General features: G+C 62.9%; 19 protein-coding genes. 6 read left to right on the top strand and 13 right to left on the bottom strand.

Annotation, left to right across the window (positions count from 1 at the left end):
• Positions 1 to 2 precede the first annotated feature (2 nt).
• Entirely contained in the window at positions 3 to 1,208 is a 1,206-nt protein-coding gene (locus EXZ48_RS24290) for a multidrug effflux MFS transporter (protein WP_130518901.1), read from the bottom strand.
• A gap of 427 nt (positions 1,209 to 1,635) precedes the next feature.
• Here EXZ48_RS24290 and EXZ48_RS24285 point away from each other — a divergent pair, with 427 nt between their 5' ends.
• Complete coding sequence (locus EXZ48_RS24285) at positions 1,636 to 3,111, top strand: DUF1963 domain-containing protein (protein WP_165909406.1); 1,476 nt, start codon at positions 1,636 to 1,638, stop codon at positions 3,109 to 3,111.
• A gap of 33 nt (positions 3,112 to 3,144) precedes the next feature.
• Here EXZ48_RS24285 and EXZ48_RS24280 read toward each other — a convergent pair whose 3' ends face one another.
• Positions 3,145 to 3,765: a pentapeptide repeat-containing protein gene (locus EXZ48_RS24280; RefSeq protein WP_130518898.1), complete on the bottom strand. Its 621-nt coding sequence runs from the start codon at positions 3,763 to 3,765 to the stop codon at positions 3,145 to 3,147.
• Between the two features lie 223 nt (positions 3,766 to 3,988).
• On the opposite strand from EXZ48_RS24280, the gene EXZ48_RS24275 reads away from it, so the two are divergent.
• Positions 3,989 to 5,089 (top strand): hypothetical protein, encoded by a 1,101-nt coding sequence (locus tag EXZ48_RS24275; protein WP_130518896.1) that lies wholly within the window; start codon positions 3,989 to 3,991, stop codon positions 5,087 to 5,089.
• Positions 5,090 to 5,156: 67 nt separating this feature from the next.
• Here the strand turns inward: EXZ48_RS24275 and EXZ48_RS24270 are convergent, their stop codons facing one another.
• From EXZ48_RS24270 to EXZ48_RS24250, 5 genes are all read right to left on the bottom strand, one after another.
• The gene (locus EXZ48_RS24270; RefSeq protein ID WP_023512925.1) at positions 5,157 to 5,810 is read right to left on the bottom strand and encodes a hydrolase; all 654 of its coding nucleotides are present in this window, start codon (positions 5,808 to 5,810) and stop codon (positions 5,157 to 5,159) included.
• Positions 5,811 to 6,125: 315 nt separating this feature from the next.
• A complete protein-coding gene (locus EXZ48_RS24265; protein ID WP_023512926.1) occupies positions 6,126 to 7,040 on the bottom strand; it encodes a LysR family transcriptional regulator in 915 nt (304 codons plus the stop codon).
• A gap of 55 nt (positions 7,041 to 7,095) precedes the next feature.
• Positions 7,096 to 8,664, bottom strand: a complete 1,569-nt coding sequence (locus EXZ48_RS24260) for a DHA2 family efflux MFS transporter permease subunit (RefSeq protein WP_165909405.1) — start codon at positions 8,662 to 8,664, stop codon at positions 7,096 to 7,098.
• Positions 8,665 to 8,680: 16 nt separating this feature from the next.
• Complete coding sequence (locus EXZ48_RS24255) at positions 8,681 to 9,871, bottom strand: HlyD family secretion protein (protein WP_130518892.1); 1,191 nt, start codon at positions 9,869 to 9,871, stop codon at positions 8,681 to 8,683.
• 125 nt (positions 9,872 to 9,996) lie between these two features.
• Positions 9,997 to 10,977 (bottom strand): LysR family transcriptional regulator, encoded by a 981-nt coding sequence (locus EXZ48_RS24250; RefSeq protein WP_130518890.1) that lies wholly within the window; start codon positions 10,975 to 10,977, stop codon positions 9,997 to 9,999.
• Positions 10,978 to 11,071: 94 nt separating this feature from the next.
• Here EXZ48_RS24250 and EXZ48_RS34985 point away from each other — a divergent pair, with 94 nt between their 5' ends.
• Both EXZ48_RS34985 and EXZ48_RS24245 read left to right on the top strand, forming a co-directional pair.
• Positions 11,072 to 11,209 (top strand): hypothetical protein, encoded by a 138-nt coding sequence (locus tag EXZ48_RS34985; protein ID WP_165909404.1) that lies wholly within the window; start codon positions 11,072 to 11,074, stop codon positions 11,207 to 11,209.
• Positions 11,210 to 11,247: 38 nt separating this feature from the next.
• Positions 11,248 to 11,526, top strand: coding sequence for a GNAT family N-acetyltransferase (locus EXZ48_RS24245; RefSeq protein WP_023512931.1), 279 nt, complete (start codon positions 11,248 to 11,250; stop codon positions 11,524 to 11,526).
• Positions 11,527 to 11,560: 34 nt separating this feature from the next.
• On the opposite strand, the gene EXZ48_RS24240 is transcribed toward EXZ48_RS24245, so the two are convergent.
• From EXZ48_RS24240 to EXZ48_RS24215, 6 genes are all read right to left on the bottom strand, one after another.
• A complete protein-coding gene (locus tag EXZ48_RS24240) occupies positions 11,561 to 12,283 on the bottom strand; it encodes an MBL fold metallo-hydrolase (RefSeq protein WP_130518888.1) in 723 nt (240 codons plus the stop codon).
• A gap of 11 nt (positions 12,284 to 12,294) precedes the next feature.
• Positions 12,295 to 13,059 carry an amino acid ABC transporter ATP-binding protein gene (locus EXZ48_RS24235; RefSeq protein ID WP_130518886.1) on the bottom strand — a complete coding sequence of 255 codons (765 nt, stop codon included), beginning with the start codon at positions 13,057 to 13,059 and terminating at the stop codon, positions 12,295 to 12,297.
• A gap of 25 nt (positions 13,060 to 13,084) precedes the next feature.
• A complete protein-coding gene (locus EXZ48_RS24230; protein ID WP_023512934.1) occupies positions 13,085 to 13,762 on the bottom strand; it encodes an amino acid ABC transporter permease in 678 nt (225 codons plus the stop codon).
• 18 nt (positions 13,763 to 13,780) lie between these two features.
• Positions 13,781 to 14,599 carry a transporter substrate-binding domain-containing protein gene (locus EXZ48_RS24225; protein ID WP_130518884.1) on the bottom strand — a complete coding sequence of 273 codons (819 nt, stop codon included), beginning with the start codon at positions 14,597 to 14,599 and terminating at the stop codon, positions 13,781 to 13,783.
• Positions 14,600 to 14,727: 128 nt separating this feature from the next.
• A complete protein-coding gene (locus tag EXZ48_RS24220) occupies positions 14,728 to 15,039 on the bottom strand; it encodes a GYD domain-containing protein (protein ID WP_130518882.1) in 312 nt (103 codons plus the stop codon).
• On the bottom strand, positions 15,036 to 15,710 hold the full coding sequence (locus EXZ48_RS24215) for a cysteine hydrolase family protein (protein ID WP_130518881.1): 675 nt from the start codon (positions 15,708 to 15,710) through the stop codon (positions 15,036 to 15,038). Before EXZ48_RS24215 ends, EXZ48_RS24220 begins: the two co-directional genes overlap by 4 nt.
• 108 nt (positions 15,711 to 15,818) lie before the next feature.
• Between EXZ48_RS24215 and EXZ48_RS24210 the strand changes: the two genes are divergently transcribed.
• Positions 15,819 to 16,727, top strand: a complete 909-nt coding sequence (locus EXZ48_RS24210) for a LysR substrate-binding domain-containing protein (protein WP_130518879.1) — start codon at positions 15,819 to 15,821, stop codon at positions 16,725 to 16,727.
• 30 nt (positions 16,728 to 16,757) lie between these two features.
• Positions 16,758 to 17,648: a LysR substrate-binding domain-containing protein gene (locus EXZ48_RS24205; RefSeq protein ID WP_130518877.1), complete on the top strand. Its 891-nt coding sequence runs from the start codon at positions 16,758 to 16,760 to the stop codon at positions 17,646 to 17,648.
• Positions 17,649 to 17,666: the final 18 nt, after the last annotated feature.

Below are 17,666 nucleotides of genomic sequence, written 5' to 3'. Positions count from 1 at the left end.
GCCTAGCGAAACGGCTCGATCGGCGCGGCCTCGCCGCGGGCGGCCAGTTCCGCCAAAAGAAGCGCACCGAGACCGGCGATGCAGAACCCCACGGACAGGGGGAGGGCTGTGCCGTCATAAAATCGGCCCATGCCGACGGCGAAGAGCGTGGCAACAAGACTTGATCCCGATGCGATCAGCGACGCACCAAGGCCCGCCACCTGCCCGAGGGGACGCATAGCCATGGCATTCAGGTTGCCGAAGAGCACCCCGATGGCGAAGAAAGCTCCAAACCCGAGCACCATCAGCATGGAAAGCGGCGGGCGACCGCCCCAGAATATGCATGCGATCGCCATCAGGAAACCGGCCGCAGAAAGCCCCGCAAAACCGGCGCGCGCCATTCTATCCATGCCATAGCGGTGCAGGAGCCTGGCATTGACGAAGGACGCGAGCCCCACCCCGGCGGCCAGCCCGGCGAAATACAGCGGGAAGGCCTGCCCGATCCCATAGGCATCGAAGAACAGGTCGGTCGCCGTGCTGAGATAGAGGAGCTGCGCCCCGAAGACGATCCCGGTCGCGATGATCAGCAGCATCACCCGTCGGCTGGACAGGATGCGACGGCTGTTCAAGACCAGCAAGCCCGGCCGAAACGGGATGCGCCGTGCCACCGGCAGGGTTTCCGGTTGACGAACGGCGAGCCAGAGGCCGAGCAGACCGGCGATCACCAGATAGGCGCCAAAAACGCTGCGCCAGCCGCCGAGAGCGATCAGGCCCTGTGCCAGAGCAGGGGCGAGCATCGGCACGAGAATGAAGAGGGTGAACATGAAGGACATGACGCGCGCCATGGCCTCCCCCGCGAACTGGTCACGGATCATCGCGCGCGTGGCGATCTTCGGACCGGCGACACCGATGCCCTGCAGGAACCGACCCAGGATCACCATGTCCAGCGAGCCCGCCTGCATGGCGACAACAGTCCCGGCCCCGTAGACGCAGAGGCCCAGTAGCAGCGCCTTCTTCCGCCCGATCGCATCGGAGAGTGGCCCGAGCAGCAGCTCGCCGAAGGCCATGCCGAAAATGAACAGCGAGATGATGTGCTGGGTGGAAAGCGGGGGCGCTTGCCCGACATCCGCCCCGATCTCCCGCAACCCGGGCAACAGCGCGTCAATGCTGAGGGAGGTCAACGAGGTCAGGAGAGCATAGAGGAGGATGCGTTCGCGAAAGCTGATCAAGAACAGGCCTTGCGGAAAATGGAAACGATCACCCTGCCCAATAGCATGTTTCGCTTGCGGAACGTGCGACTCTCGGTGAAATTACCGGCCTGCAAAATCCGCTAGCGGCGGGCGCAATGCCGGGCGGTTCTTTCGCTGCCCTAGCGGCAGAAGCGTCAGGCAACGAGCAACACCCATACGCGCAAAAATTGACGGCTTGTGAAGACCTCTTCCCTAGGATTGCCGCGGCATCCATCCAGCGGGGGCGGCGATGAAATCGGTGGCGCGTGCTTTTGTCCTTTTCGCCTTCATGGCCTTGCTTACGCTCCATGTCGCCACCGGCTTCCTTGCGAGTTTCACCGAAAAGGTTCCCCGCGCTGTCACCGGCATCGATACGGTCATCCGGACCGGCCTCGTATCCTGGCTCGGCCACACCAACACCCTGGCCTTGCTGGCCTTCCTGACACTCCTCCTGCCGGCCGCCGTCTACTTGCGCGCCGTACAGGCCGGCCGATCCGTTCACCCGGAACCGGTCACCATCAAACCGGCGCGCATGCGGCGCATGGTCGATCGAGCCCCCAAATCCGACCTGCGTCCGCAGGACAGGCAGCTGCTGGCCAATATTCTCGAGGGAGTCGTCGGGCAAGTCGCGCGGGAACACGAGATGCTCAAGGCCAATGAACGGCCAAGCCCCTTCGTGCGGCTCGTGCCTCAGGTGCCGATCCCTCCGGATGGGCCGCAGCACAGCTGGTTCGGCGGCAACCCGTCGCTGCCCGAAGGCACCTCCTGGCCGATCCTCGGCGGTAAACCGGCGGCATTCCTGGCGCAGATCGACTGCGCCGCCCTTCCCGCCGACCTCTGGGGCGGCGCGGGGCCACGCAACGGCTGGCTTTCCTTCTTCCTCGGCTACGAGAACGGCTATCTTGCCGCGAGGATTCTCCACACCCGATCCTACGGCGCACCGGCGGAGCCGCCTTTCCCGATCGAGTTCGAGTGGTTGTCGCTGCATGAGGTTCCCGGCACGGACTGGACATCGCTGGTGCGAAAGGACGTTCCGAAATGGCCGGTTGCCGTGGTCCGGGTTCCCTCGAAGGTGCAAGACCCGCGGGTGCGGACGAAACCCGGTTCCGACGACGAGAGCGATCCACGCTTCCTTCGATACCACACGGGTTTTGACCTGAACGAACCCGGCTGGAAGCCATTCGACGCCGCAAGCACGCTTCTCATGCTCGATACAGCCACGGCCCACGCCCGCGAGATGGCCGGGCGCCGGCGAAGGAACCTCGACAAGGCGGCAAAGACGCTGGATCAGCTTGCCACCCAGCCCGAGCGCTTCGACAATCCCAACACAGCACGAAAGTGGGCGGAGGACGAGAAAGCCCGATCCGCGCGAAGCATGGCGGCGTGGGACGCCTGCCTTTCGCACGCCGGAGCGCTTCGGGCGGCGGCAGAACGCGAGATCGCGTCCGGGTCTCGCCTGGAAGCATTGATCGACGACCTGATCACAACACTCGCGGAGATCACGATTCCGGACGGAAATGACGCACGGCCGACGAGCGCCTTCCCCACCCGGTGCCCGCCGGAAGCCGCCGCCTGCTGGCTGACAAGCTGGGCGACGCTTGCGCAGCATCATGCAACCTTCCTCTACGCCGCCGATCCTGCTGCGCTTCCGCCGGCGTGGCGGACAAGGGTCGAGAAACAGGTGGCCCACGATGCGCAGCGCGAAATGGGATCAATGCGCGACGTGCCAGACGGCTATGTCCACGAATTCGCAATGGGACAGGACGTAACGCTGCTGCAACTGCCCACCAGCCGTCTGATGAACTGGATCTGGGGCGATACCTACGATCTCGTGCTCACCATCGGCAAAGCCGATCTCGACCGGGGTGATTTCGGCCGGGTAAAGGTGCAGATCACGAACTAGGATCATCGCTGCAAAACCGAAATCGAATCGCGCTCACTTCCGCCGGACATCGAGACCCAGGGCCTCGGCGATGACGATCGTCTGGTCGATCGTGATGATCGCCTCCTTGAGGCGAACGTTTTCCGGTTCGATCGCACTGAGGTCACTGCCCCTGAGATCGCAGGCGGAAAAATCCACGCCATGCAGCCACGCGCCGGAGAGATCGACGTCCCGCAGCGAGCCGGCCTTGCAGGAGGCACCCGTAAGATCCGCCTCCCGCAGGCGAACGTCCGCGAAGAAGGCCCGATCGAGCACAGCGCCTGGCAGGCCGACGAAGGACCAGTCACCTCCCGAAACCTGCATCTGATCAAACTCGCAGCCATCGAACATGCTGCCGACGAACTTGCACTGCGTGAAACGGCTGTCGAAGAACTTGCAGGACAGGAAAGTACAGTTCACGAAGGCGCTCGCCTGGTGCGAGGACGCATTGAAACGGGCCCGTCGAAAGATGCATGTGTCGAAGACCGCGCCCTCACTTTGCGCCTCGGTGAGGTCGAGATCGGCAAACAGCGTGTTCGCGTGGCGCTCGCGTTCGATCTGCCGGCCATACCAGTCCGCCCCGGCAATGGTGATCTCCGTCTTCGGCGCCGCTTCGCCATATCGTCGTTCAGCCATGGTCGTCCATCTGCGATCTGATCGAGGGTGCCTGTCCTGCGCTCGAAGCAAGCGCTTGCTCGGATCATGCCGGATGGCGGCGGGAAAGACGAGGCGCGCAATGCCGTCTGTCCACGATCCTGATGCCCGGAACGGGGACTGCGCCATTTACCCTGCGAATTTATGGCGGCCCTGCGCCGTTTCCCCTTCGCCCTCCCAAAAATGCAATCCCTTCAGGCAGATCATGACATTTCCCACAATCAAGCTTCCCGCCCGCCCCCTCACCTTGAAGCGCGGGGTGATTTCAACGCCGCTCGCCTACTACTTCTCCACGCCGATCCTCCTGGCAATCGCCGTCTTCATGGTGGTGACGGAGGCTCCGGGCATTCTGCGCGACTACACGATCAGCGAGAATCCGCTCGTCCTCGAAAACGGCGACATCAAGGGCAGTTGCACGACCCGCAAAGCCATCTTCACCACCTGCGAAGTCGATCTTTCCTACGAGCATGACGGTCAGCGCTATGACAAGGACGTCGAGGTGATGTTCGTCGACATGCACAGTGGCGACTACGAGACGGGCCTTGTGATTTCTGCGGATCGGCCGGATCTCGCCACGATCACCCTCGGGCTCGACATGCTGTGGAACAGGATCATCACACTTTCCGTCTTTGCCCTTCTGCTCGGCGGCGGCGCCTTGGCGATGATCTACCTTCTCTTCCGGATCTTGCGCGTTCGCGGCCAGTTGCAGCATCCAGCGCCCCTCACCCCGATTCCGGTCGAGATCACCGGCATGGACAAGAAGAACAACCGCCTCGCGATCACCTATGCGGACAAGGTGAGCGAACGGAAGACCAAACGCGTGGCCTACACCCGTTTCGAGGCCGGACAGGAGCCGATCATCATCGGCGACGCAGGCAGCAATGCAGTCGCACTGGCTGTCTGGCACGGCGACACCTTCCTGCCGGTCCTGCTCGACGACAAGCTCGAGCGCATCGAGATGACACAGCAGGAACGGGCGGAGGCCCTTGCGCCGCTCTATGCCGCGGCGACACAGGCCGGGCGGCAGGCAGCACCATCCCTTGCTCCGGCGAAGACAGGGCCGTCGCTGCTGCGAAGGCTGGGCCTGTTCCTCCTCGTCATCCTGCTCATCATCGTCGGTATTTTTGGTTACTGGCTCTGGTACGTGACCAGCGCGCCCTCGCAGTTCAATTCTCCGGGGATGGACATCAACAACATGCTGCCGGAAGCCCTCAACCAGTGGGGCTGCGACCAGCTGCAAAAACGCTTCGCCGATGGCCCTGCACCCTTTGGATGCACGGCTGCGGACTATCAAAGCTGGAAATGAGAAAGCGGCGCACCGCGCCGCAAACATAGAGGGAGACGCCGCAAGGGCGTCTCCCCATTATCGAGCCTTAGCCGTGTGCGCGTTCTGCGGCATCCCACTCGAATTGCAGGCCAGCGGTACCACCGAGGCCCTTCATGATGTCGAGGAAGGCCGGAACCGTCTCGGTCCGCTTCCAGTCGCGCTGCAATTCACACAGCAGCTGGACGACGGAGATCAGCTTGCCGCCGGCCTGCTCGATACGGCGCAGGGCCGCGTCATGAGCCGTGACGGAGGTGCCGCCAACGGCATCGACGACCACGTAGACCTCATAACCTTCCTTCAGCGCATCGAGCGCCGGGAAAGCCAGGCAGGCTTCCGTCCACAGGGCTGTCATGATCAGCTTCTTGCGGCCGGTCGCCTCGACGGCCTGGCGGAACTCGATATCCTCCCAGGAGTTGATCGTCGTGCGATCATAGGTCGGGAAATCGGCAAGGACCGCCTGCAGCTGCGAGATCGGCGGCTTGTTGAGACCGGTCTTCACATTGACCGTGGTGTGCACGATCGGCAGCTTGTAGGCGACACCGGCCTTGGCGGTCGCAACGATGTTGCGCACCATCAGCGGGCGATCCATCGACGCGATCGAGTTCACCTGGACGGGCTGGTAGTCGATGACGACAAGGGCGGAGTTCTGCGGGGTCAGAAGGTGGTCTTCGGCCGGGTTGCGGATGACTTCACTGGTCATGGTCTTCACTCCTGGTTTGGCTGCCTGCCTGTGCAGGCGGTGGGTTCCAAGTTCCCCCGCAATCGGGCAATACCTGTCGGCTGCGGGACAATGATGGCCCCGCACGCGGCTGGCTTGCCGTTTGCAGCGAGAGAACGTCTTCGAAGGAGAACGGGCGGTGCCGGCATCCCGTACCGGCAGGTTCCATCCCGCTGAGGCTTGAAAACCCTGAGGTTTTCGTTGCTCGCCTCCGATGAGTGAAACCTATGCCTTTCTTCTAGAAACGATAATTCCCAGTTCCGTTGGATCACTTAACACCAGGAGTGCGAAACGTACTCAATCGACCTGCCAGGCAGGAACACCGGCAAAGGCATCGGCGAGAAAGTCCACCATCGCCCGGACCTTCGCCGGCGGGCGCCGGTCCGGCGGGTAGACGGCGAAGATGCCGGCCATGTCATAGGCTGGCTGGTCGAGCGGCAGGAGCTCCAGCCTCCCGGCCGCAACGTGGTCGGCGATGAGGAAATCGGGACCGTAGAGGATGCCCTGCCCGTTCAGCGCCGCCGCCACAAGGGCATCGCCATTGTTGGCGATGAAGTTGCCCCGGATCGGCACGCGCAGCTGGTTGCGGGTGCCGAAGATCCATTCCCGGGCACCTGTCGCATCGGAAAGCGAATAGCTGAGGCAATTGTAGTCGAGCAGGTCGCCGACGCGCCGTGGCCGCCCATGCGCATCGAGATAGGCAGGCGTCGCGGCAACGACCATCTTCGTCGGCGCAAGCCGGCGGGCGATCAGCCGGCTGTCGGCCAGCCGGCCGATACGCACTGTCATGTCCCAACCTTCGTCGATCAAATCGACATAGCGGTCGTTCAGGCCGAGATCGACGGTGACACCGGGATACATCGCGCTGAATTCAGGGACGAGCGGGGCGATATAGCGCACACCGAAGGAGATCGGCGCGCTGAGGCGCAGCGTACCGACGACGTCGATGCGCTGGGAGGAGACGGCCGCCTCGGTCTCCTCGATATCAGGCAGGATACGCAGGCAGAATTCGAGATATTGCCGTCCCGACTCGTTGAGCGAAAGCTTGCGCGTGGTGCGATGGAAGAGCTTGATTCCGAGCCGTTCCTCCAGCGCATCGACGTGTTTCGTCGCCATGGCCGGCGACATCTTCATCTGGCGTGCCGCGGCCGACAGGCTGCCCTGTTGCGCCGTGCGTACAAAGACCTGCATGCCGGTCAGGCGATCGAGCATCGATGGACCCCTTCTGTCGCGCCGCGGCCATCCAGCCTGCCGTCCTGCCGGTCTATCAGAGAAACCGGCCGGGCAGGAGGGTCTTGCGCAGGGCCAGCGACAGGGCCGTCGCAAGCAGCATGATCGCTCCGATCAGCAGAAAAGCGTCTGCGTAGCTCAACACATAGGCCTCGCGCTGGACGGTACGAGCAAGCAGGGCAGTAGCCTGCCCGACCGCTTCCTGTGGATTGGCGGCCCGCGGCAACACTGTTTGCGCCAGCGTCTCGATCCGCGCCGCCACGTCCGCATCGCCGCTTTCGACATGCTGGCCGATCAGGTTGGAATAGACCTGTTCCTGCACCCGCACCGTGGTCGTCACGAGCGCCAAGCCGATGGCGCTGCCGACCGTGCGCACGATATGCACCAGCGAAGCGATCCAGGGGATCTCCTGCAACGTGATGTCTTCGGTGATCAGCACCATGGTGGGGATCGCGACGAGCGGCCCGCCGACCGACTGGAGCAGAAGCGGCAGGAGGAATTCCTCGCTGGCCCACAGGCCGGTAATGTTCGCGGACAGGAGCAAACCCCCACCCATCAGCATGCCGCCGAGCGCCAGCAGATTGTGCGGATCGACCCGATAGCAGAGCCAGACCACCACGGGTGCGAGGAGCAATTGCGGGATTGCCGTAGCAAGGAACAGGTCACTGCTTTCCAGCGCGCGATAGCCCTGGATGCGGATGAGATACTGCGGAACGATGAAGGCCGAGGACATGACGGCAATACGGCTTGCAAACATCATCATCAGGCCAAGGCCGATATTGCGCCGCCACAGGAGCCGCGGACTGACGACCGGGTTCGGATGTAGCAAGGCATGCAAGAAGAACGCGCCGATGAGGAGCGCTCCGGCAAGCAGGAAGCCGACGATGAGACCGGATTGCAGCCAGTCGAGCCGGTTACCCTGGTCGAGCGCGGCCACCAGCGCAGCCAGCCCGAGCGACAGGGCAAGCAGCCCGAAGCCGTCGAACTTGCGAAAGCGCATGTATTTGACCGGGTCGTGGGCAAGGCCATAACTGGCCGCAAAAACCGTCAGTGCGCCCGGGACGATGTTGAGCCAGAACAGGAACTCCCAGGAGAGATGTTCGAGAATGAAGGCTTCGAGCGAAACCGAGAGGCTGGGCGTGGTGGCGGAAACCAGCGCATAGAACGACAGGCCGTAGAGCCGCTGGTGCTGCGGCAAGTGGCGCATGATCACAGCATAGGCCATGGGGATCAGCACACCGGCACTCAACCCGCGCAGCGCCTGAAGGCTGAGCAGGATCGAAAGGTCGGGGCTGAACGGTGCCGCGAGGGAAAACACGGAAAACAATGCCGCGCCGAGGATGACGCCGCGCGTCGGCGACAGGATCCCGCGCAGCCACACTGCCGCTGGGATCGCCGCCACCTCGGCGACGACGTAGGCTGTGGTGATCCACGAGGCCTCATCGAGGCTGAGGCCGAGGGCACCGCGGATATCCGCAAGGCCGATGTCGGTCAGCCGCGCGTTGAGGATCGATGTGAAGGTGCCGAGGAGGACAGCGCCGATGCCGACGAGCGTCCTGAAACTGGGCCATTCTTTCCGGAGGGCCGGAACCGCTGCCGCTGTCATGATCTGTCCTTCCCGCCTACTTGATCGCGGGATCGTCGATCGCCGTGTCCGTATGGATTGTCGATAGGACCGACATGCCCGGCCGCAGCGCCTGCCGCAGGTCCTGCGGCACATCGACGAGTGCAATCCGCACGGCGATACGCTGGGCGACCTTGGTGAAATTACCGGTTGCATTGTCCGCCGGCAGCAGGGCGAATTCCGCACCAGTCGCGGGCGCAATCTGTTCCACGCGGCCTTTCAGCTCTCGCCCCGGAAACATATCGACCTTGATCGTCGCGGCCTGGCCGACATGCACCTTGCCGAGCTGTGTTTCCTTGTAGTTCGCCACGACATGAACCTTGGGCAGCGGAACAATGGAAATGAAGCGAGTACCGACGGAAACATACTGGCCAGCGCGCACGCTGCTGACATTGACGACGCCATCGATGGGCGCAACGATCCTGGTATGGCCGAGCTCGATACGGGCGAGCGCGAGATCGGCCTTGCGGATCTCCAGCTCCGCCAGCGCCTGCTCCCGCTGCGTGCCCAACACGTTGAGCTGCTGGCGCTGCGCGTCCGCTTCGGCCTGTTTTTCCGCAAGCTGGGCCTCGAAGCGGCGATTTGCGGCAAGCGCGTCCTCCAGGCGCTGGCTGGTGGACCAGCCGTCCTCGACGGCGGCGGTCTGTCGGCCGTACTCACCCGCAGCCCGGTCGCGATCGGCGCTGATTGCAAGGATAGCGGCATCGGCCTGGGCGATGGTGCGGTGTTGCAGCGCGATCCGACTGTCGACATTGCGGATGGCGACATCCGCAGCGGCAACCGAGGCCGTCGCGCGGCTGACCTTCGCGTCATATTCCGAAGCCTCGATCTCGCCGAGCAGCTGGCCGGCCCGGACCGCCTGGAAGTCGCTCACCGCGACCCTGCGCACACGGCCGGAAATCTGCGTGCTGATCGGCGTCGTGTCCGCCCGGAGATAGGCATTGTCCGTAGACTGGTTCGTGAAGCCCGCGACCCATTGCCCCCAGCCGAGCGGAATGACGGTGGCAAGCCCGATGCCGACGACGATGGCGGCCGAACGGGCAAGGGCAAGATAGCTGCGCCGGCGCGGCCGCTTCTGCGTCGCGCCCTTCGGCTGCGGATGGTGAGCGGTCGGCGCACGTACATCCGGGGCCGGCGCGGGTTGCGGCCTGTTGTCCGGGACGACGAGACCTGTGACGATTGCGTTCATTGCCGTAACTCTCCTGGGTCCTTTGGACCGGATTTAAATATCGGCAAATATGGGCGCGGATACTCAATGAATGAAATGATGCTGTAGCATTTGATTCATGAACAAGATTCATTCTCTTGCCTGGATCAATCCTTACGATGGTAACGTTCCGCGCTTTCCACCAGCGCCTGCCGCAACCAGGCCACGGCGGGATGTGCGCCCATCGTCCGGTGCGACAGCATCGAGATCTCGAAGGGTGGCGCATGGTAAGGTGGATCGCGCCACGCAAGATCGAGCGCGCGCACGGCGCGCAATGCAAATTGCAGCGGCACGTAGGCGATCATGTCGGTTGCCGCCAAAAGGGCCGGAACGGCAAGGATGTGCGAGACGGTCGCGCCCACCGTGCGCGTCAGGCCCTCGGCGCCGAGCAGACCCTCGATATAACGCGGATTGCTGGTGATGTAGGCCCGCTCCAGCCCACCCTGGTCGATCGTCGCATCCCCGGCCGGCTGAAGCTGGTCGGAAATCAGGATATCGACATGCGGAAAGGCCGCAAGCGCCTGGAGACCGAAGGGGCCAGCGGCGGCGGGATGATCCCGGCGCATCAGCCACACGCTCTGATCGGAAAACAGCGGCTCGCTGACGAAACGGGACGGTGTCTTGCCGAAAACGCCGATGGCCACATGAAGGGCGCCGCGATCGAGTTCCTCCGTGATGTTGAGCTCACTCAACGGGCGCAGCCAGCAGCCGGCCTTCGGCGCATGGCAGCGGATGCGCGCCATCAGCTCGGGAATGACCGTCGCCGTGAGAAAATCCGAGGTCGAGATCGCGAAGGTGATGTCCGAGGTCTCGGGATTGAAGGTATTGCCCGCGAGGGCGCCCTCGATCTGCCGCAGGGCCGGCTTGAACGCCTGCGCAAGCTCCAGGGCACGGGGGGTCGGATACATGCCGTTCGGCCCGCGGATGAAGAGCTCGTCGCCAAGCGTCTCGCGCAGCCGGGCGAGTGCATGGCTGATGGCCGACTGGGTAAGGTGCAGGCGCTCGGCCGCCCGCGTGACGCCCCGCTCCTCCATGACTGCGACGAAGACGCGAACAAGGTTAAGATCGGCGCTATGAATTTCGCGCATGCTTCCAATGCCCCAGCCTCATTTGATTAATGTAGCTTCCGGCACCACCTTCGACAAGCGCGATCCCTCGCCCCGTTCAAGGAAGAAACACGACATGGACGCAAAGACAGCATTTGCCGTTCCCGGCCATCTGCCCCTACAATCGGTTGCCAGCCTGCAGGAGCGGTTCATCGCCGGATCGCTCCTCTATCTGGGGCTGATCGGGCTCCTGTGGCAATTCAGCGGCCTTTAGCCGGATCACCGGCGAGACTGGAAAGCGGAGGATGCCTGATGGATGACGACGTTCGCGACAACCCGGCCGAGTCGCGCTTCGAGCTGGCCGTCGGAGACGAGATGGCGGTCGCCTACTACCGCGAGGAGAATGGTCGGATCGTACTCATCCACACCGAGGTTCCCCAGGCGCTATCAGGCCAAGGCATAGGCACGCGTCTTGCGCGGGGTGTCTTCGAGACGTTGCGCGCCCGAAAGACGCGCATCATCGCAAAATGCCCCTTCATGGCCGCCTTCGCCGTCAAACACCCGGACTATGCCAGCCTGCTCGACGGGTAATACGGCAATCGACGCCGTAGTCGACTGGCCCCGCTCAGCCCCCCTTTTCCGTCAGATAGGCCCGGGCAATCTGCTGCATCCGGGCCTTTCCGAACTTCGATCCATGGCCGCCGTGAACAGTATGGACGTCGAGCCGCGACAGGCGCTCCATGGTCACCCGGTAGGCCGCGACGTCGCATCCCGGCAGGTCATCCACGAGGTTGCCCTCGTAGATCGCGTCTCCGCTGAAAAACGTCCCCGTCTTCTCGTCGAGAAGGCCGAGCGAGCCGGGTGAATGGCCCGGTAGATGCAGGACCATGTAGCGGGCGTCGCCGGTGTCGATGACATCGTTTTCCTTGAGGATCGTGGCAAGCGCAGCGGGCGGGATCGCATAGGCCTCCGGCAGGACGCCCGTGGGCGTGACCGCTGCGAGGGCGTCCGGTTGCGTGCGAAAATAGGGGGCGAGCGTATCGGTGTCGAGCATCTGCGCAAAGGCAGCAGCCTCAGCTTCGTGCCCCAGCCGGTTCTCGAATTCGTGGAACGAACCGACATGATCGACATGGATGTGGGTCGCGACCGCCAGCACAGGCTTGCCGGCCGGAATGTCCAGCACGCCCGCGAGACTGGCGAGCCCCATGCCGAAATCGACGACGAGATCAGCATCCCGACCGACAACGTGAAACATGTTGGCCCGGAAAAAGCTGTGCACATGCGGCTCGTAAAGCCGCGTCAGCCTCTCGGAGATTGTCTCCTTCGAAAACCAGTCCGTCGCGCGCACCCTCTCCTCCCTCAATGCAGCAGCTTGCCGAGAAAGCGCTTCGTGCGCTCATGCGCGGGCGCGGAGAACAGGCGGTCGGGCGTGTTGCGCTCGATGATCTGGCCGTCATCCATGAAAACCACTTCGCTCGCCACCTCGCGCGCGAAATTCATTTCGTGCGTGACGCAGACCATCGTCATTCCGTCGGCGGCAAGCGAAATCATCGTGTCCAGCACCTCCTTGACCATTTCGGGATCGAGCGCCGAGGTGGGCTCGTCGAACAGCATGATGCTTGGGTTCATGCAGAGCGCACGCGCGATGGCGACGCGTTGCTGCTGGCCGCCGGAAAGCTGGCCGGGATATTTGTCAGCCTTTTCCGGAATGTGGACGCGCTCCAGATAGGTCATTGCGATTTCGGTCGCCTGTTTCTTCGACAGTTTGCGCACCCAGCGCTGGGCGACCGTGCAGTTTTCGAGAACCGTCAGATGCGGGAACAGGTTGAAGTGCTGGAAAACCATGCCGACATCGCTTCGAACACGGTCGATGCGCTTGAGCTGGTTGGTAAGCTCGATGCCGTTGACGATGATCGAACCTTCCTGATGAATCTCAAGACGGTTCATGCAGCGGATCAGCGTCGATTTGCCGGAGCCGGAGGGGCCGCAGATCACGATACGTTCGCCCTTGTTCACCGTCAGGTCGATGCCCTTCAGGACCTGGAAAGCGCCGTACCATTTGTTGACGCCAGTCACCTCGATCGCGGCCCGGTGCGGAAGATCGGTCGTCGTTTGCGTGTTCATGTCCAACTCTCGGGTTGAAGCGGGATCAGCGATAGCCGCGCGAAAGCACATATTCGATACGGTTCTGCGCAAGCGTCAGCACCGAGACGATGACGAGATAATAGACGAGCGCCGCGCCGTACCATTCGAGGAAGCGGAAGCTCGTCGCGATGGCGAACTGGGAGACGGTCATCAGCTCTTTGAGCGAGATCACGGTCGCCAGCGACGTGGTCTTCAGGAGGGAGATGAACTCGTTCATCAGCGCGGGAACCGCGATCCGGAGCGCCTGCGGCATGGTGATGACCAGAAAGATCTGCCAGCGATGCATGCCGAGCGCCGCGGCCCCTTCCCGCTGGCCATGACCGACGGCGGCAAAGGCACTGCGCAGGATTTCCGCCAGATAGGCGATCTGGATGAGCGACAACGCCAGGAACGCCGCGACGAAGGGCGTGAACCAGCCGGCGCGGAAAATCTCCGAAATCTGCGGCAGGCCGTTCCAGACGAAGAGCAACACCAGCAGGGCCGGCGCGCCGCGGAAGAGCCAGACATAGAGCGTCACCAGCCATCGGACCGCCGGCCGCGGCGAGCCCGCCATGGAACCGAGCCCCATGCCGAGCACGAGAGACACGGCCATGACGCAGAGGGAAAGGCCGATCGTCAGGAGCGCCCCCTTGAAAAGGGGGGCGCTGAAGATCGCCTGCAGGAAGAGGTCGAGCTGGAACAACGCGAAACCGTCCTATCGTCAGTTGACGTCGTGGGAAACGTCGGTCGCCGTTTCCGGCAGGTTCCATTTCTGAAGCAGTGCCTTCATCTCGCCGCTCGCCTGCAGGGCCTCGATCGCTTCCTTCAGCATCTGGCGGTCACCATCGCTCTTGCGGAGATAGATGCCGTAGTTTTCGCTCTGCTCGTAGGTGTAGGGAATGCTCAGGCGGCCCGGTACCTGCAGCATGCGATAGGCCGCCGTCGTATCCTGCGTGATGGTGGCCGTCGCACGCCCGACGAGGATCTGCTCGATGACGCCGGATGCCGAGGGATAGGTCTGTGCCTGGATCGGCGCCTTGCCGCCGGCCTCAAGCTCCGCATTGAGATCGGCGACCATCTTTTCGTAGGAGGTGCCGGCCTCGATCGCCATCACCTTGCCGCTGACATCGGCTGGAACCTTCGTCTCCGTGTCGCTTGCCGCGGTGACCATCACGATATGCGAGCTGAAATAGGGGATGCCGTCGTATTTTTCGAGACGGGCCGGCGTGATCAGGATGCCGCTCGCGACGAGATCGCAGCGCTTCGAATCGAGCGAGGGGAGCAGCCCCTTGAAATCGCCGACAACATATTCGGCCTTGGCACCCCACTGCTTGGCGATTGCGTCCATGACGTCGATCTCGAAGCCGATGAGGTCCTTGTCGCCGGGGTTTTCATAATATTCCATCGGCGGGAATTCGCCGCTGGTGCAGATCTTCAGGACGCCACCCGATACGAAATCGGGTTTCTGCTCTGCGGCAAGACCATTGCCTGCGCTAAGAAGGGCGGCCAGCATCGTGCCGGCGAGAAGAGATGGTTTCATTCCCAGTCGTGCGGTTTTCATCATTGTGTTCCCTTGTTTTTGGCTTCTTGGATTGATGTTTTGTGAAGTCGTATACGAACATCCCATGCAGACAAGCTAAATGTTTTGACGAAATAAACGCAGAAAAACTAAACTATTTCGGTGAGGATCTGCCCGTACGCGTCGGTGTCGAAGGCCGGGAGGATCAGCGGTTCGACATGCCCGTCGCGGCGCGCGGTGAGGACGTATTGCATCATGGCTTCGTTGCTCGGCATTTCGAAAACCTGCACGAAATCATAGGGGCCCAGCAGGGCGTAGAAGGCGATCGAGCGACCGCCGAGCGCGGCCACGCGATCCTCGCTGACCTTCCGGCGTTTGGCGCTGTCGGTCAGCTCGGTGAGCCCCTTCTGCGTCAGCCGCATCAGGGAAACATATTTCTGGTTCGCATGCGCCTCGCTCATTTCGCGGACGGTCCAAGCTTCTTGAGCCCTTCGAGAACCGCAGCCGTATCGGTGAGCGCACCGAAAATGCCGTTCTCGACCGTCACCATGTGAAGGGCCGCCTCGTGGGCATATTGATCGCCGCTGGCGCAGGCATCGGAGATCGTCAGGCACTGGAAGTTGCGATCACAAGCCTCGCGCAGCGTGGTGTGCACGCACACATCCGTGGTGCATCCGGAAAACAGGAGATGCGTGATGCCCTGCGCGCGCAGGACATGTTCGAAATCCGTGTAGGTGAAGGCGCCGTTGCAGGTCTTGTCGACGATGACGTCTTCCGGACGCACATCGAGTTCGGGAACGATCTGGAAGCCCGGGCTGGAGCGCAGCAGCGCGGTCGTGCCCTCAAGACCGGAGCGCTTCCGGCGCCATTTTTCGTAAGGCGTCATATCAGCGAGGTCCCCGCGATAACCCTGCCGCGTGTGGATGATCTGCACGCCGGCCTCCCGACAAGCGGCAATGAGCCGGTTGACTGCGGGAAGGATCGCTCGGAGCGGCGCCGGGTCGTAGCCCTGGCGGGCGAAATAGCCGGTCGTCGACAGGAAATCCTCCTGCAGGTCTATGACAATGAGCGCAGTCTTCTGCGCCTCCAGATTGCCGTCATAGGGAAAGTCGAATGGTTTGGCCGCAATCATGAACGTTCTCCTCTTTGTCGTTGGGATAGCACTCTTAACAGTTTGAAAAAATCAATTTATAATCACCAGTATCGTTCTGTTTTTCCAAACAACTAGCCGGGTCAAACAATGAGCCGTCTGCCGCCGTACCTGCAATATCTGCCGGCCTTCGAGGCAACCGCGCGCCTCGGCGGGGTCCGGCATGCCGCCGAGGAACTGAACCTCAGCCCCAGCGCGATCTCCCTGCAACTGAAGAAACTGGGCGAAGCGACGGGGATCGTGCTGTTTCAGAAAGCGGGCAGGAATGTCGCACTGACCCAGGCGGGCAAGGATTTCTCCCAGGCCGTCGCCATATCGCTCGGCCAGCTCGACACGGCGACGCGGGCATCGCGGAAAATCACCGCCGGCGACCAGCCCGCCGCGCTGTCGGTCTCCGTGCCGACGGCGCTCGGCATCGCCTGGCTGACCGCGACGATCGTCGATTTCGCCCAGTCGAACGGCATTGCCAGCCTGACGATCAACGAGGCAATCACCGCCGCGGACGTGGACTGGGACAAGAACGATCTCGCCATCGTCTACGACAACCCGCCATTTACCGGAAAATACTGGCGATCCCTCAGCGAAGTCAGGCTCTGTGCCGTCTGCGCGCCGACGCTGTTTCCCCGGCTGGACCTGCGCAATCGCGACAGGAAGCTGAGTTCGGTCGCCCTGCTGCATGAAGACGACGGTGGCGAATGGGCAAAATGGTCCGTCGCCGCGCGGATAGGCCTCGAAGGCAACACGCGTGTGCGGGTGAATTCGGTGGCGCAGGCAATCGCCTCTGCCGTTCAAGGCCGCGGCGTGGCGCTGGTCTCCGATGTCCTGACGCGGAACTATCTAAGCGAAGGCCGTCTCATCCAGCCGTTTTCGACCACGATCAACGCAGCGCGGGAATATTACATCGTCTGCCCTGTGGACCGGGCGAACGACCCGGTCCTGCGCGCGCTTGCCGATCGCGTGATCGAGCAGTTGCGCCCCGGACGCGACCAGAATGCCTGATCGTCAAGCCCCGTTTGAGGACCGAAACCGATGACGCTGCCCCCCCTTCATGCCTTTCGCGTCTTCGAAAGCGTCGCACGGCTCGGCAATGTCGGCGCGGCGGCAGCCGAGCTGCATGTCACGCCAGGCGCGGTCAGCCAGCAGATCCGCGCCCTCCAGATAGCACTCGGTGTCGACCTGTTTCAAAAACGCGGACGCCAACTGGCCCTGACCCCGAGCGGAAGCCAGCTCCAGCGCTCGGTGGCAAATGCGATGGACGCGATCCAGACCGGCGTGCGCCAGCTCTCGGCGCAAAGATACGGCGAGGCCAGCAGGCGAACCCTGACCATCTCCATCCCCCAGGTGCATGGCGTCGCCTGGCTTGCGACCCGGCTTTTCACCTTCATGGCCGACAGTCCGAATTTCCAGTTGAAGGTCGTCACATCCAGCCATTTTCCCGGCGTCGACTGGCGCAAGACCGACGTCGCGATCGTCTACGGGGCACCGCCATGGCCGGGTTTCTGGTGGCGTCTTCTGCACGGTATCCGCATGACGCCGGTGTGCAGCCCGCAGCTCCTGCGCGGACCGAACGCCATCCGCCAGCCCTCAGACCTTGCCTATCACCGGCTGCTCCATGAAGACGACGGCTCGCAGTGGCGGCGCTGGCAGGCGGAGGCCGGCATTGCCTATGCCGGAGAAGCGGACGTCTATTTCGACGACTTCGGCATCGTGCTTCAGGCTGCGCGCGACGGTTTCGGCGTCGCGCTCAGCGACGAAGTCGTTTCCGCCCGCGATCTCGACGAAGGCCGCCTCGTCCAGCCGCTGCAGCTCAGCGTGCCGGCCCTTCACAACTACTATTGCATCTGCCCGGAAACGAAGCGGGAAACCGCCGAGGTCGGCTACTTCATCAACTGGCTGATCGAAGAGGCGACCATTCCCTGAAGGCGACCACCGGGCTCG

Origin of the sequence: Shinella sp. JR1-6, assembly GCF_004284735.1 — a bacterium.
Classification (GTDB): Bacteria; Pseudomonadota; Alphaproteobacteria; order Rhizobiales; family Rhizobiaceae; genus Shinella.
Note: the sequence above shows the minus strand (reverse complement) of the source record. Positions and strands in the feature narration are given on the sequence as shown.